The organism is Neobacillus drentensis, from assembly GCF_036965425.1.
Taxonomy (GTDB): Bacteria; Bacillota; Bacilli; order Bacillales; family Cytobacillaceae; genus Neobacillus; species Neobacillus drentensis_F.
The window spans coordinates 1-14,393 of sequence record NZ_JBALPP010000009.1 but is presented as its reverse complement, the minus strand read 5'-3'; the positions used below and the strand labels follow the sequence as shown (position 1 = coordinate 14,393).

Annotated in this window: 12 protein-coding genes and 10 tRNA genes; 3 read left to right on the top strand and 19 right to left on the bottom strand. The window is 40.3% G+C overall.

The features are described from left to right. Positions 1-25 precede the first annotated feature (25 nt). Together V7161_RS02020 and V7161_RS02015 are read left to right on the top strand one after the other, a co-directional pair. A complete protein-coding gene (locus V7161_RS02020; RefSeq protein WP_335442044.1) occupies positions 26-649 on the top strand; it encodes a TetR/AcrR family transcriptional regulator in 624 nt (207 codons plus the stop codon). Between the two features lie 54 nt (positions 650-703). Continuing rightward, positions 704-2,812, top strand: coding sequence for an MMPL family transporter (locus tag V7161_RS02015; RefSeq protein ID WP_335442043.1), 2,109 nt, complete (start codon positions 704-706; stop codon positions 2,810-2,812). A 64-nt stretch (positions 2,813-2,876) separates the two neighbouring features. On the opposite strand, the gene V7161_RS02010 is transcribed toward V7161_RS02015, so the two are convergent. The 8 genes from V7161_RS02010 to sigW all read right to left on the bottom strand — a co-directional run bounded on the left by V7161_RS02010 (position 2,877) and on the right by sigW (position 11,553). Beyond that, on the bottom strand, positions 2,877-3,641 hold the full coding sequence (locus V7161_RS02010; RefSeq protein WP_335442042.1) for a hypothetical protein: 765 nt from the start codon (positions 3,639-3,641) through the stop codon (positions 2,877-2,879). Between the two features lie 4 nt (positions 3,642-3,645). Then, positions 3,646-4,377 (bottom strand): hypothetical protein, encoded by a 732-nt coding sequence (locus tag V7161_RS02005; protein WP_335442041.1) that lies wholly within the window; start codon positions 4,375-4,377, stop codon positions 3,646-3,648. Between the two features lie 122 nt (positions 4,378-4,499). Then, positions 4,500-6,302, bottom strand: coding sequence for a glutamine--fructose-6-phosphate transaminase (isomerizing) (gene glmS, locus V7161_RS02000; RefSeq protein ID WP_335442040.1), 1,803 nt, complete (start codon positions 6,300-6,302; stop codon positions 4,500-4,502). Between the two features lie 478 nt (positions 6,303-6,780). Continuing rightward, entirely contained in the window at positions 6,781-8,130 is a 1,350-nt protein-coding gene (gene glmM / locus V7161_RS01995) for a phosphoglucosamine mutase (protein ID WP_335442039.1), read from the bottom strand. A 37-nt stretch (positions 8,131-8,167) separates the two neighbouring features. Further along, positions 8,168-9,391 (bottom strand): CdaR family protein, encoded by a 1,224-nt coding sequence (locus V7161_RS01990; RefSeq protein ID WP_335442038.1) that lies wholly within the window; start codon positions 9,389-9,391, stop codon positions 8,168-8,170. Continuing rightward, positions 9,384-10,211: a diadenylate cyclase CdaA gene (gene cdaA, locus V7161_RS01985; RefSeq protein WP_335442037.1), complete on the bottom strand. Its 828-nt coding sequence runs from the start codon at positions 10,209-10,211 to the stop codon at positions 9,384-9,386. The genes V7161_RS01990 and cdaA overlap by 8 nt, the downstream gene beginning before the upstream one ends. Before the next feature lie 135 nt (positions 10,212-10,346). After that, positions 10,347-10,970 (bottom strand): anti-sigma factor, encoded by a 624-nt coding sequence (locus tag V7161_RS01980; RefSeq protein WP_335442036.1) that lies wholly within the window; start codon positions 10,968-10,970, stop codon positions 10,347-10,349. A 19-nt stretch (positions 10,971-10,989) separates the two neighbouring features. After that, positions 10,990-11,553, bottom strand: a complete 564-nt coding sequence (gene sigW, locus V7161_RS01975) for an RNA polymerase sigma factor SigW (RefSeq protein WP_289989472.1) — start codon at positions 11,551-11,553, stop codon at positions 10,990-10,992. Positions 11,554-11,743: 190 nt separating this feature from the next. Between sigW and V7161_RS01970 the strand changes: the two genes are divergently transcribed. After that, on the top strand, positions 11,744-11,896 hold the full coding sequence (locus V7161_RS01970; RefSeq protein ID WP_335442035.1) for an aspartyl-phosphate phosphatase Spo0E family protein: 153 nt from the start codon (positions 11,744-11,746) through the stop codon (positions 11,894-11,896). 38 nt (positions 11,897-11,934) lie between these two features. Here the strand turns inward: V7161_RS01970 and rocF are convergent, their stop codons facing one another. From rocF to V7161_RS01915, 11 genes are all read right to left on the bottom strand, one after another. Next, positions 11,935-12,834, bottom strand: a complete 900-nt coding sequence (gene rocF, locus V7161_RS01965; protein WP_335442034.1) for an arginase — start codon at positions 12,832-12,834, stop codon at positions 11,935-11,937. A gap of 528 nt (positions 12,835-13,362) precedes the next feature. Then, a tRNA-Ala gene (locus tag V7161_RS01960) sits at positions 13,363-13,438 on the bottom strand. 8 nt (positions 13,439-13,446) lie between these two features. Next, positions 13,447-13,521, bottom strand: a tRNA-Gly gene (locus V7161_RS01955). Between the two features lie 55 nt (positions 13,522-13,576). Further along, a tRNA-Lys gene (locus V7161_RS01950) sits at positions 13,577-13,649 on the bottom strand. A gap of 3 nt (positions 13,650-13,652) precedes the next feature. Continuing rightward, positions 13,653-13,727: transfer RNA gene (locus V7161_RS01945), tRNA-Gln, on the bottom strand. A gap of 45 nt (positions 13,728-13,772) precedes the next feature. Beyond that, positions 13,773-13,857: transfer RNA gene (locus tag V7161_RS01940), tRNA-Tyr, on the bottom strand. Positions 13,858-13,872: 15 nt separating this feature from the next. Continuing rightward, positions 13,873-13,945: transfer RNA gene (locus tag V7161_RS01935), tRNA-Thr, on the bottom strand. 37 nt (positions 13,946-13,982) lie between these two features. After that, positions 13,983-14,058, bottom strand: a tRNA-Val gene (locus V7161_RS01930). A gap of 39 nt (positions 14,059-14,097) precedes the next feature. Continuing rightward, positions 14,098-14,172: transfer RNA gene (locus V7161_RS01925), tRNA-Glu, on the bottom strand. 20 nt (positions 14,173-14,192) lie between these two features. Beyond that, positions 14,193-14,265: transfer RNA gene (locus tag V7161_RS01920), tRNA-Thr, on the bottom strand. A gap of 28 nt (positions 14,266-14,293) precedes the next feature. Beyond that, positions 14,294-14,368, bottom strand: a tRNA-Asn gene (locus V7161_RS01915). Between the last annotated feature and the right edge of the window lie 25 nt (positions 14,369-14,393).

Genomic DNA, 14,393 nt, shown 5'->3' with positions numbered 1-14,393 from the left:
TTTATAATAGGCTTGGGGTGAAAAAATGGCACGTGAACGCAAATTTTCTAAAGATGATTTATTTCAAGCCACAGAACAGCTTCTTCTCACGCATGGCTATGAGGGATTTACAATTAGTCTTCTTGCTGATGATTTAGACGTATCACGGGGAGCACTTTATAAGTACTATGAAAATAAAGAAGAGTTAATTACCGACTATATGCTTTATGAAATGGAGCATTTTCTTACCAAGTTAAAAGAAATAGAATTAATAGATGGATTTGAGGCGCAGTTCGACTTTCTTTTAAATCTTATTTTCAGTTATTCCGACATTCAAAAAATGTTTAAGATTGGCCAGCAGATTCCCGTAATGGCTAACAATAAAGTGAAAGAAAATAAGGATCAATTAGACAAGTTTCATTTAGAAATGTATCAATGTTTACAGAACTTCCTTAAGCATGGGAAGGAAGAAAAGAAACTAAATCCGTGTATACAGGAAGCGGTCATTTTGGGATATATTTTTCAATCTGTCGCCATTCCGAATCATTTTAATATCCCCCATTCCGTTTGGGTTGGTTCGATTAAAGAAATGATTTGCCACGGAATGTTCNNATATGTTACTTTGAAAGATAATAATAGTGACATTAGTGTCAATTTATTTTTTCACTAAAGTGACAGATGTGTCACTTTAAACAAAATAAAAAAAGGGGGTAACGGCAAAAACATGAAATTACTCTTACAAGCTATTACCGATTATGTTTCAACCAAAAAAGGAATGTGGATCACCCTTGCAGCCTGGTTCATCATTACTATGGTATTGGCTGTGTTTGCTCCAAATGCAAAGGATTACGAGGTATCGAGAATCGATTCCCTCCCTGAGGACGTCCAATCGGCCATTGCACAAAAAAAGATGGATCAGTATTTTCCTAATAATGAAGGAACCCCTGCCATATTAGTCTTCCAATCTGGGGATGGTCAGATCATATCCGCAAAGCTTGCAGAGGTTTTAGCAAAAATTGAAAACGAAAATATTAACGGGATCGCCCAAATCATCCCTTTAGCATCCCTGCCACCACAAGCAGCCGCCAGTTTCTTTTCAGAAGACAAGACGACGGCCATTATCCCTTTAACCATTGATTCTTCTTTAGAAACAAAGGAAATGAAGCAGTCTTTAGCACAAATCAAGAAAGTCGCCGCTGAATCATCAGATTTTAAGCTGTATGTTACCGGACCAGCAGGAATTGCCACAGATTCTCTTGATCTTTTTTCGCGTGCAGATGTTGTCCTGATTTTATCAACAGTAGGATTAATCCTTATTTTATTGATTGTGATTTATCGTTCACCGTTATTGGCTTTGATTCCGCTCCTAGCTGCCGTTTTTGTCTATGAAGTGGTCATGCAGGTACTTGGGTTAATGGGTAAAGCAGGCCTGGCTTTGAGCAATCAAACCATTTCCATTATGTCAATTTTGTTATTTGCTGCGATGATTGATTATTCCTTATTTGTGTTTTCCCGCTATCGGGAAGAGCTCACCCGTCATGAAAGCAAGTTTGATGCCATGAAAGAGGCGATGAGAGAAACTGGAATGCCAGTCTTCTTTTCTGGGGGAACTGTTTTAGCCGCGATGCTTGTATTGTTTTTTGCTCAATTAGGAGACATTAAAAGCTTTGCCCCAACCTTTGCCATAACCATGGTTGTGATTATGATTGCATCCGTTACACTCGTTCCAGCTTTGTTTACCCTTTTCGGCAGGAAATCCTTCTGGCCTAGAATTCCGCGTGTTGGGGGTCAATCGGCCAAAAAACATTTTCTTTGGGGTACAATCGGCCGCTTCGTTGTAAGGAAGCCCGGACTTTCCGTTCTTGTAATAAGTCTTTTCCTGCTGTTATCTGCTAGTAATCTATTTAATCTGAAATATGAGTTCGATACGATGAAATCGTTTCCTAAAGATATGCCTTCCCGCCAGGGCTATGAAATCTTAGCTGAGAAATTTGAAAGGGGCGAACTTGCCCCTACATCCGTCGTGTTTGAATCATCAAAATCAATCACTGCCGAGGAACTGGAAACATTACGTAGTACACTAGCCAAGCAGCCAAGTGTTAGTAAGGTCCGATTATCTGGAACTGGCAAAGACAAAACAGTAATTCAATATAGTTTAACGTTTCAAGGAAATCCATATTCTTCAAGGACCTTGGATGCCTTAGAGAAAATCATAAGCCATGAAAAACAAATCGTTACAGACAGTCACCTTAATGGGAAGCTTTATTTTGCAGGGGAAACCGCTGTGAAAGTCGACGATCGTTCTACTAATAATAGGGATGTCCTTGTCATTGTTTTGATGGAAACGATTCTAATTTTTGCAATGTTAATCGTGTTAACGCGATCAGTTAAAATGCCGATTTACATGATGGGGACGATATTAATCTCGTTCTTTGCTGCATTGGGATTGGGAATGTTTTTAAGCAACCTTTTCTTTGGTATCGACACGATCAGTAACCGCGTTCCTCTTTATGCTTTTGTTTTCTTGGTAGCGCTCGGAATTGATTACAATATTATGCTTATTTCAAGGTTCCAAGAAGAACGAGCCAAGCATTCTGTTAAAAAAGCAGTAGAAATTGCTGTTGCTAACACAGGCGGGGTCATCTCCTCTGCAGGAATTATTCTCGCTGCAACCTTTGCTGTTTTGATGACACAGCCCATCCAACTACTGTTTATTTTTGGCTTCATTGTCGCCGTGGGTATTTTGCTGGACACCTTCTTAATTAGGGGGATTTTATTACCAGGTCTAATTGTTTTATTAGAGAAGGACAAAACCACTAGCGAGAGTAATTAGATTCACGACATGAAAAAACGGGCTTGTTCGATTCTCCTAAACAAGCTCGTTTTTTATGTCCTGATTATTGTTCTAACGGTTCTTCAATTTTAGATTTGTTCAAAATACTTATATAATCTAGATTTATATCGCCATTGGTAAAGCTGCTGCCATTCACGGAGTTCATGATACCTGCCTCTTGATTTGATTGATCAAATGAAATAAACCCAAAATAAAAATTATTATTATTTGGCAACACACTATCAATAAGTCTATCAGAAATATTTGGATTTCCTGCTTGCTGCAAGGATTTCATGATTGCTAACCAATCAGCGGGCATGGATAATACGCCATAGGACTTATTCATTAGGGTTACCTTTTTCTCTAGCTGGATTTTGGGGTTATAAGTTTCAATTCCATCATGGCCTTGAGATCCTCTGTCACGAATAAAATAGAATTTCATATAGCTCACTTTGTCACCAGGATGAGAATTCCACACTATGTAAAACGTTGAAGGGTCATTACTATTAATCTTCCAAAGACGCGGCTCCCCAGCATTATTAATATAAAGCAACTTCCATTTATTCTTCTTCCACTCCCAATAACTTACCCCATACCGGCCCTCTTCCGAAACAAACGGGACGAACACATGCCTCTCATCAACTTGAACATGTTCCTGGATGCTCTTCACAGCCGCTGTTGGAAGAACCTTATTCATCTTCTCCATCAATTGTTCATTAGCCGGAAAGGAAGCTGGTTTGGAAAAATCAAACCAATAAAACCAGGCTGCTGCCGCCAAAACAATGACAACACCTACTAAACCAATAGAGACCCATCTCTTGTTCAGCATGCTTTTATTCCTCTCCTTTCAGCAAGGACTCATCGGAGCGAAAATATAGCTGCTTTTGAGGGGCTGTTACTAATATTCCTTTTCCATCGGCTTCTAGGTAAATAATCGGGTACAGGCCGCTTCCCCATTTTGATGATGTTCCGAAAAGCTGATAGGGAAACCGTTCATTCCTTTTGATCGATTGCTCACTTCTAATTTCTTTTTCTTGATACCACTGAATACCCTGAATTTTTTCTTGACTCATATTATGTAATTGTTTTAGCAAAGTATCTGTATCTAAAACGCTTTTTTCCCCAGAGGGATGGATACTCCTGATCGATGCATTCTCGACGGTAGACATATAGGTAGACAGCTCATTTTTAGGATATGTGGCATTTTGAATGGGTACTGCAATTAGAGCAGCTACTAGAAAAATAAAATTAGCCCAAAACCCGAGCCACGCGAAACGCCTATAGGTCACCCAGCACCCTTCCTTTCTTTTTAAAAAGGCATACAAAATCCAAACACCAAGCGGCAGGATGGATATCTTAATCGGCGTATCCCATAACGACGGAAAATTAATCGAGAAAGAAAAAAGACCGACCAGCACACAAACGAGGGCTTTCCAGGTCTTTGGTTTCACCTGCAATTTTTTCATCATTCGATAGGCAATAATTGCAATAACACACCATGCTAAAATAAGTGAAATAATGGGAATAAGTTGAAACGAAAAAGCAAAATTATAATTTATGGTCATTGTCCACCTCCTAATTTACATAATTCACCAATCACCTACATATTCCTTTATTATGTTTTAACAAAATAAAAAAGAACCGAGAAAACGCACATAAAGTACGTTTCCCGATTCTTAAGAACAAATTACTCAACCGTTACAGACTTTGCCAGATTACGCGGTTTATCTACGTCGCAATCACGGTGCAGAGCTGCGTAGTAGGCAAGTATTTGTAATGGTATAACAGAGATAAGTGGTGTTAATAATTCATTTACTTCAGGAATGACGAAGCTGTCTTCGTCCATATTTAATCCCTTCATCGAGATGATGCATGGGTTGGCACCGCGGGCTACAACTTCCTTCACATTACCACGGATGCTTAAGTTTACACTTTCTTGAGTAGCAAGAGCAATAACTGGAGTACCTTCTTCGATTAAAGCGATTGTACCATGCTTTAATTCCCCACCGGCAAATCCTTCAGCTTGAATATAAGAAATTTCTTTCAGTTTCAGTGCACCCTCTAGGCCAACGTAAAAGTCGATTCCGCGGCCGATGAAAAAGGCATTACGTGTTACAGATAAGAATTCTCTTGTGATTACTTCAAGCAATTCTTTAGAGTCACAAAGAACTTCCATTGCATTTGCCACCAAACCAAGCTCTTGAATCAAGTCAAAGCCAATTTCTAAACCGCGGCTCTTGGCTGTTACTTCAGCCATAATTGCAAGGACAGCTAATTGAGCTGTATATGCCTTAGTTGACGCAACCGCAATTTCAGGGCCTGCATGCAGCAGCAATGTATAGTCTGCTTCACGAGAAAGCGTAGAACCAGGAACATTGGTGATGGTTAATGCAGGGTAACCCATTTCTTTGACATTAACAAGAACGGCACGGCTGTCAGCAGTCTCACCGCTTTGTGAAATGAAGATGAACAATGGTTTTTCCGATAGCAGCGGCATATTATAGCCAAATTCACTTGAGATATGAACCTCTACAGGGATTTTCGCCATTTTTTCAATGAACTGCTTTCCAACAAGACCAGCATGATAAGAAGTACCTGCCGCAATAATATAAAGGCGGTCAGCAGCATTCAATGCATCCACGATTTTCTCGTCAATCGTTAATTCACCGTTCTCATTTTGATAGGTTTGGATGATCTTACGCATCACAAGCGGCTGTTCATCAATTTCTTTTAGCATGTAATGAGGATAGGTACCTTTTTCAATGTCGCTGGCATCAAGTTCAGCCTGATATGGTGCACGTTTAATAACTTCACCATGAAGATTTTGAATCGTCACGTTATCCTTTGTAACAATAACAATTTCTTTATCCATTAATTCCACATATTGATCCGTTACTTGCAGCATCGCCATGGCATCACTTGCTACAACATTGAAGCCGCTGCCTAGTCCAACCAATAGCGGGCTTTTATTTTTTGCTACATAGATGGTTTCATTATCTTCCGCATCTAAAAGGGCTAAAGCGTAAGATCCATGTAAAAGTGTCAAAGTTTTGCGGAATGCCTCTAAAACCTCTAAGCCTTCACTCGCAAAACGTTCAACCAACTGAACAATAACTTCTGTATCAGTTTCACTAACGAATGTAACATCTGTTAGATATTCACGCTTTAAAAGATCATAGTTTTCGATTACACCATTATGCACTAGCGTAAAACGTCCAGATGCACTTTGATGCGGGTGGGAATTCACCTTGCTTGGAACGCCGTGGGTAGCCCAGCGAGTATGTCCAATACCGATTTTAGCCCAAACATTCTCATCGACAATCGCACGCAAATCAGCAATTCGGCCCTTTTCTTTAAAAACATGAATTCCGTTCTCATTTTTCACAGCAATACCCGCTGAGTCATATCCTCTATATTCAAGCTTTTCTAAACCTTTTAGTAAAATCTCTTTCGAGTCATTATTTCCAATATAACCAACAATTCCACACATTTTTCTTTATCCTCCCTGATACAGGGGGCAAGAACGCTTTGGAGGCCCACCTTGCCCCCTTATCTCTGTTTTTGTCGGGTATCTGTCTATACCCTTTTAAACATTATTTTTAGTATGCGCATTTCCTTCTCTTTGTGCACAAAGTTGCCTATGTGTTTTAAAGAAGAAATTTCGGCCCTGCGTCTCAGCCGGGAGGTATCCGCCGAAGTTTCGATAAACCTCCTCCTCGTCAACTAATCAACGTCTCTAGATTAGTTCAGGCGCTTTAGAAAAACAATTTTTCCAACTGCCCACCTTTCTTTTTAAAAAATGGTAAAAAAAGCTTTGAATAAACAAAGCAAGTTAATACTACATGATTAAGGACACCCCGTCAACTAATTACACAAAATAATATTTTTTCCATTTTCTATAACACCATACATAATAAAATATGCATAAGAGACTTGGAGAGTTCCCTTATGCATATTAGACGTTTCATCTATTCTTTTAGTTCCATTTCATCTTTTACAACTGTGACAATGCGATCGACATACGATTCACAAAGCTCCTTTGTTGGTGCCTCCGCCATAACACGGACTAATGGTTCAGTTCCGGAAGGCCTAACAAGAATTCTTCCGTTTCCAGACATCTCTTCTTCAACCTGTTCAATGATCTCTTTAACCTTTACATTATCGGTCACATGATGTTTGTCTGTCACTCTAACGTTTACAAGCTTTTGCGGGAATTTCTTCATTTCACCAGCCAGCTCTGACAATGGCTTCCCGGTTGCTTTCATGATATTCACTAATTGAAGCCCTGATAATAAACCATCGCCGGTTGTGTTATAGTCCAAGAAAATAATGTGGCCAGATTGTTCCCCACCAAGATTAAATCCGCTCTTCTTCATTTCTTCGACTACATAACGGTCGCCAACGGCGGTCGGAACGCTATGAATGCCATGAGTTTCAAGCGCTTTATAAAAGCCAAGATTACTCATAACGGTGGATACAATCGTTCCATGCTTTAGGCGTCCCTGCTCTTTCAGATATTTGCCGCAAATGTACATGATTTGATCGCCATCGACGATTTCTCCCTTTTCATCAATCGCAATCAAGCGGTCCCCATCACCATCAAAGGAAAGACCCACATCGGCCCCTTTTTCCTTCACTAAGGCTGCGAGTGCTTCAGGGTGTGTTGAGCCAACACCGGCATTAATATTTAATCCGTTTGGTGCAGCCCCCATCGTAGACAAATCTGCATCCAGATCAGCAAACAAGTGTGTCGCTAAAGAAGAAGTTGCACCGTTTGCACAGTCCAGTGCAATATGAATACCGGAGAAATCTTCATCCACGGAATTCTTTAAGTATTGAAGGTACTTTTGTCCTCCTTCAAAATAATCCATGACCAAGCCCAAATCACCACCTACAGGTCTAGGCAGCTGATCGTCCGGCATATCAATAAGCTCTTCAATTTCTAATTCCTGGTCATCAGAAAGCTTAAAGCCATCAGGGCCGAAAAATTTAATTCCATTATCGGCTACTGGATTATGAGAAGCTGAAATCATGACCCCAGCCTGTGCTCCTAATGCTTTCGTTAAATAAGCTACTCCCGGAGTAGAAATTACGCCAAGACGCATAACCTCCGCTCCAATGGAAAGTAAACCTGCCACAAGAGCACCCTCAAGCATATGACCTGAAATACGAGTATCACGGCCAATTAAAACCTTTGGACGATCTTTATCCTTTGTTAAAACATATCCGCCAAACCGGCCTAGTTTAAAGGCCAATTCCGGTGTCAATTCGCTATTTGCTACTCCGCGTACCCCATCGGTACCAAAATATTTTCCCATTTTAAAAAATCGCTCCTTCAACAATTATTGCTAGGTATTAGGCATTTTTCGTAATTGTAATTTTCGCAGTCGCTTTATTAGGCTTCCAGTTTATATTGGCAGGGCCATCCACGTGGATATTCACTTCATGACTGCCTTCATCCAAATTGGATAAATCAATATATACATTAAAGTCCTCAGGCTTTAATCCATCTACAAGCGAGCTTGGTCCGTTTACGATCAGATTGATGATCTTATTATCAGGATCATTAATCTCCGCTATGTACGTATCAGATAACCCTTGGATTTTTAAAGGTATTCCTGATACGGTTTTTTCCTCTTCCTTTTTCACCAAGACCGTTGCTTTTACCATTTGCGGCGTGACCTTCGTAATCCCATTTGAAATGATCACCGGAAGATTAAGGGTGGTGTTTTCCGTAATTTTACTGACATCTACTTCCACGCGGACATTTTCAGTCCCTTTCAGGATATCTTCCGGTCCAATAATCGTGGCTTCTTTCACATCCAGATCAATGGAATCAATCGTAATACCATCCTGCGGCGTTCCTTTTTTAATAATACTAATTGGAACAGTTTTACTATTATTTTTTATTGGTATCGTCACTTTTACGGTTTCTGGCGCGACCACTGCGTCTAATTTATTCAAGTCTTTGTCAAGAACCTGTACGTGGGCCTCTCTGGTAATCGTCTCTTTCAGTTTAGACTTTTCCTCAAGTGTTGCTTTGACATAGGCAATTCGATCAATCACGCTTTTTGCACCGGTGATTTTTACTTTGTTTGGTTCGACAACCGGCTGTCCGGCAGAATAACCTTCCTCCACTTGACTTGCATTAAATTCAGCTTCCACTTTAAATTCCTTGGTGATCTTTTCTTGAACATTCACGGTGACAGAAGCAGGATTAATAGTGGCCTTTAGTTTATCAGATAAATCTTTCACTTTAAGCTTTACTTTTTGTTTCCCTATCTTAGCTTCTGTCAAATCCACATACACTTCAAAGTTTTTTAAGGCTTTTGTGGATTGGACGTGGGTAATAGGCCCTTTAATTGTGATAGCCACCGTGTTTGGAATCCCCGAAACCACTAAATTCTCGGTATCATAGTAGACATTTACGGGCATATCTTTAATCGTCGCAGAAGTCGATTGACTTGGAACGTTAACTGTTAATTTATTTTCTTTGTTCGATACAGTTGAATAAAGCAAAATGGCTAAAAGTAATGCGAGAATTTTGATAAACCAGCGATTATCCATCAGCTTATCCATTATTTTTCCCCCTCCAGTTCCAACGAGCTGAAGAAGCTTGTTTAGGCTTATTCGGTAACATCAATTCACTCGTGAGGAGTTCCTTAAATTCTTCTGCCTTTAAGTCACGATGAAGTTCACCATTTTTCGTCAGTGAGATACTACCCGTCTCTTCTGAAACAACCACGGTAATACTATCGGTTACCTCGCTGATTCCTAATGCCGCCCGGTGCCGCGTTCCAAGCTCCTTTGAAATAAACGGACTTTCCGATAAAGGAAGATAGCATGCCGCTGCGGCAACATTATTTCGTTGGATGATAACGGCCCCATCATGGAGCGGTGTATTTGGAATGAAGATGTTAATCAAGAGTTCAGATGAAATCTTAGAATTTAGCTGAATACCTGTTTCTATGTAATCACCCATACCTGTTTCTCTTTCAATCGAAATTAAAGCCCCAATTCGGCGCTTGGCCATGTAGTCAGTTGCCTTAATGATTGCCTGAACAGCTTTTTCCTGATCATCATCATCAGGGCTTGAGCTTCTTGAGAAAAATTTCCCCCTTCCCAATTGCTCAAGGGCTCTGCGGAGTTCTGGCTGAAAAATAATAATAATCGCAAGAAACCCGTATGTTATGACTTGCTGCATCATCCAGCTTAAAGTGGATAAGCCAAAAAAATCACTGACTACTTTTACAAGAAGAATAACAAAAATCCCTTTTAGTAACTGAACCGCTTTGGTTCCTCTTATAATGTTAATCAGTTTGTATATGACATACCATACGAGGAGAATATCAACAATACTAGCTAAATACTTCCATATAGTAAAATCGGCAAACGGCATTGTTTTTCCTCCGTAATTTTCTTAAAAACGTATATATTGGAATACAACTACATTATTATAGCATAAATCAAGCTTGTACTTATTATATGTATCTCATTAAAAAAACAAATCACTCATAAACGAGTGATTTGTTTTTTATTCGGTTTCAGAATGGTCAAAGATTTCGATGGTCTCTTGGACCGTTCTTTTCATATGATACCAAATCCAATCGAACACTTCGTTCACTTCATCAATTTGTCCTGTCACATGACCGGCAAATGCCAGGTACTTTTCACCATTTATGACGGTAACGTCTCCCTGCACTTCCCCTTCAATTTTCAAAGTCCCATTCCGAACAATCACATCGCCTTTGACGACCTCGCCTTTCGGGACAATGACAGTATTATTTTTAACCACCAGGTTTTTTTGCTTCGATACCGAGAATTCCCGGTCTTGATTCCAGGTGGAAACAAGGCTTCCCACCATTAAAATAAGGAATAATGAGGCTGCGGCTAGCATTGGATGGTTTCTCAGCCAGCGCCCCATCCAAACTTTCTTTTTCTCTTTAGGCAGACGCGCTAGGACATTGGCTGTAAAGTCTGCCGGTGCCTGCATATTTGATATACTTTTAACGAAGGCTACTGTCTTTTTTAGTTCATTAAATATAGCCTCACACTCTTTACAGCTTTGAATGTGCTCTCTTAAGATCCGTTCTTTTTCTTGGTCAATTTCCTCGTCTAAATACTCGTGCATGAGATCGATGATATGTTCTGGACACATTTTTTTGTTTCACCTCTTATCAAACATAACGTAATTGTTGTCTTAAAGCTTCCCGTCCTCGGTGAATTCTTGTTTTAACAGTCCCTAGAGGAAGATCAAGAATTTCACTAATTTCATTTAATGATAATTCTTCAACATATTTCAAAACGATCGCAGACCGATATTTCTCTGGCAGCTTTAATATTTCCTTCTGTACGGTTTCCTGCAACTCTAAGCTTTCCAGCTCTTTTTCTGGCAGTGGAGTATTGGAAGGAATCTGGGAATACATAGTTAACCCTTCTGTTCCAGCCACTTCTGCATCTAAGTAATAATCAGGTTTCTTTTTGCGCATTCGATCGATACATAAATTGGTGGCAATCCGAAATAGCCAGGTGGAAAATTTCAAATCTTGGTTAAACGATTTTATATTCACATAGGCACGAATAAACGCCTCCTGTGCCACATCCTCGGCTTCATGTTTATTTCCAAGCATTCGGAAACACAGCTGATAGACACTGTTTTTATAAATTTCAACGATTTCCCCAAATGCATCCTGATCGCCTTTTATCACTTGTTTTATTCTCTTTTTTACAATAGCTTCCATTAACGTTTCTCAGCTCCAATACGCTATACGTTCATACGAATCGTTAGCAAAAAAGTTTCGTTTTTCACGAAAAAACTTCTCCATACCTATAATATTAACAAAAATTTACCAAAAAGGCTCAAATACGAGTTTAAAGAATTTTCTGCTGGGGATAAAAGTAATAATACATTGGAAAGAGGTCATGTTTTACATGAGAGAGGGACTATTAGCGGAAATTGAACGCTGCCGGATGGATATGGTTCGACTTGCGTCTGTAAACTCATTTGCCCACCACGAAGTAATTGAGGCTAGTCGGAGGCTTGATTCTCTATTAAATGAATATTCATCGCTTGTGGAAAAATAAAGCAGCTACACCGAACCCGGATGCAGCTGCTTTATTTTTTATAATAATTTTTCTCCGAATAATGAGCCCATTAGACCAACAGCGATTTGTGCTGTTTTATTTTTTTCATCTAAAATAGGGTTTACTTCCACAAATTCTGCAGAGGTTATAAGCTTTGCCTCTTCGAGCATTTCCATAGCCAAGTGGCTTTCACGGTAGCTGATACCACCCATAACCGGTGTTCCTACTCCCGGACATTCACTTGGATCTAACCCATCCAAGTCTAATGAAAGATGAACGCCATCTGTTCTTTCTTTCAAGTAGGCAATCGTTTCTTCCATGATGTGTGCCATTCCTAGACGGTCAATTTCATGCATTGTGTAGACTTTAATTCCTTTTTCTTTTATGAGGATTCTCTCCCCTTCATCCAGGGATCTTGCTCCGATAATGACTACGTTCTCAGGTTTAACCTTCGGGAAGTAACCGCCCAGTTCCGTTAATTTCGGATGCCCTAATCCAATACTCGCAGCTAAAGGCATGCCGTGGATGTTTCCTGTCGGGCTTGTATCTGCTGTATTTAAGTCACCATGGGCATCATACCAAATGACACCTAAGTTTTTATAGTGCTTTGCAACCCCCGCTAAGGTTCCAATTGCAATGCTGTGGTCACCGCCAAGTACGAGCGGGAATGAACCGGATTGGATTGCCTCATCTACTTTTTCTGCCAGCATGGATGTTTTTTCTGCAACAAGATCGAGATTGCGCAGGTTTGATTCTTTATCGACAACGACTTCTGGTCTGCCGATTGCAATGTCTCCAAGATCGTGGATATCATCAAACAGCGGCTTTAGTCTTTCGTTAATGCCAGCATAACGGATTGCACTTGGTCCCATATCTACACCGCGGCGCATTTGTCCTAAGTCCATCGGCATCCCAATAATTGAAAGTTTTTTACTCATCTTAATATTCCTCCTACCCTTTAATATGTACTATTTTAACCGCTTTCAGTGTAATGACTCAACTCGACAAAATTATGTATATATATGCGTGGTGGTCGTCATTTCCGTTAGGTTGATAATTGGACTTTTATAAGAAAAACACCAAAACTAATCAAACGTTTAATTAGTTTTTTTGTTACTGAAAAAGAGGTAGTATTAAAAGTAAGAATTTCTCAGTGAATACGAATATGGGACATTTTGGATGGTAAATCTTTAGGAAGTGCCTCATGGAATATTTTTATGAGATATTAGGAAGGTAAATCCTATAGAAAGAGTCTCATAGAAAGGCTCTATGGGACATTACCGGCTTAATTTTTTTGGGAAGTGTCCCATAGGAGAACTCTATGGGATAAAATAATCTGATGAAGTCGGAAAATTGTCTAATAGAAATAACCATACTGGAAATCAATACGGACTAAAATGTTTTGAAAACACAAAAAAAGCCTAGAATCAGTATGATTCAAGGCATAAATTTTATATGTAGTGTGATGGTGGAGTCTAGGGGGATCGAACCCCTGACCTCCTGCGTGCAAAGCAGGCGCTCTCCCAGCTGAGCTAAGACCCCATTAACTATGGAGCGGAAGACGGGATTCGAACCCGCGACCCCCACCTTGGCAAGGTGGTGTTCTACCACTGAACTACTTCCGCATTTTCCATAAATAAAAACCCAAGACTAATGATAACCTAGGGTTTAAATATTAAATGAGCCATGAAGGACTCGAACCTTCGACCCTCTGATTAAAAGTCAGATGCTCTACCGACTGAGCTAATGGCTCTCTTGGCTGGGCTAGCTGGATTCGAACCAACGCGTGACGGAGTCAAAGTCCGTTGCCTTACCGCTTGGCTATAGCCCAATAGTTGATAACAATTAGTATATCCAAAATCAAAAAAATTATAAATGGTGGAGGGGGACGGATTCGAACCGCCGAACCCTGAGGGAGCGGATTTACAGTCCGCCGCGTTTAGCCACTTCGCTACCCCTCCATAAAAAAAGAAAGGTGCCGGCTAGAGGACTTGAACCCCCAACCTACTGATTACAAGTCAGTTGCTCTACCAATTGAGCTAAACCGGCACAAATGAAAATTATTTTCGCTATCGCGAAAAAATTATGGTGGAGGATGACGGGATCGAACCGCCGACCCTCTGCTTGTAAGGCAGATGCTCTCCCAGCTGAGCTAATCCTCCGAATTCATGAAAGTTATTTTCGTTATTACAAAATAACGATGGTGACCCCTACGGGATTCGAACCCGTGTTACCGCCGTGAAAGGGCGGTGTCTTAACCGCTTGACCAAGGGGCCATACAATTTAAAGATAGGTAAGCTTCCAAGCGGGCTCGAACCGCTGACCTCTTCCTTACCATGGAAGTGCTCTACCTACTGAGCTATGGAAGCATAGCTGATATTCTTGATGAAATAAAAATGGCTCCGCAGGTAGGACTCGAACCTACGACCGATCGGTTAACAGCCGATAGCTCTACCACTGAGCTACTGCGGAACAATAATATAACAGCCTGGCAACG

Bases quoted from the DNA above. Each gene is read 5' to 3' on its own strand.
- V7161_RS02015 (WP_335442043.1), top strand. From the start codon at position 704: ATGAAATTACTCTTACAAGCTATTACCGATTATGTTTCAACCAAAAAA.
- V7161_RS02010 (WP_335442042.1), bottom strand. From the start codon at position 3,641: ATGCTGAACAAGAGATGGGTCTCTATTGGTTTAGTAGGTGTTGTCATT.
- V7161_RS02005 (WP_335442041.1), bottom strand. From the start codon at position 4,377: ATGACCATAAATTATAATTTTGCTTTTTCGTTTCAACTTATTCCCATT.
- glmS (WP_335442040.1), bottom strand. From the start codon at position 6,302: ATGTGTGGAATTGTTGGTTATATTGGAAATAATGACTCGAAAGAGATT.
- glmM (WP_335442039.1), bottom strand. From the start codon at position 8,130: ATGGGAAAATATTTTGGTACCGATGGGGTACGCGGAGTAGCAAATAGC.
- V7161_RS01990 (WP_335442038.1), bottom strand. From the start codon at position 9,391: ATGGATAAGCTGATGGATAATCGCTGGTTTATCAAAATTCTCGCATTA.
- cdaA (WP_335442037.1), bottom strand. From the start codon at position 10,211: ATGCCGTTTGCCGATTTTACTATATGGAAGTATTTAGCTAGTATTGTT.
- V7161_RS01980 (WP_335442036.1), bottom strand. From the start codon at position 10,970: ATGTGTCCAGAACATATCATCGATCTCATGCACGAGTATTTAGACGAG.
- sigW (WP_289989472.1), bottom strand. From the start codon at position 11,553: ATGGAAGCTATTGTAAAAAAGAGAATAAAACAAGTGATAAAAGGCGAT.
- V7161_RS01970 (WP_335442035.1), top strand. From the start codon at position 11,744: ATGAGAGAGGGACTATTAGCGGAAATTGAACGCTGCCGGATGGATATG.
- rocF (WP_335442034.1), bottom strand. From the start codon at position 12,834: ATGAGTAAAAAACTTTCAATTATTGGGATGCCGATGGACTTAGGACAA.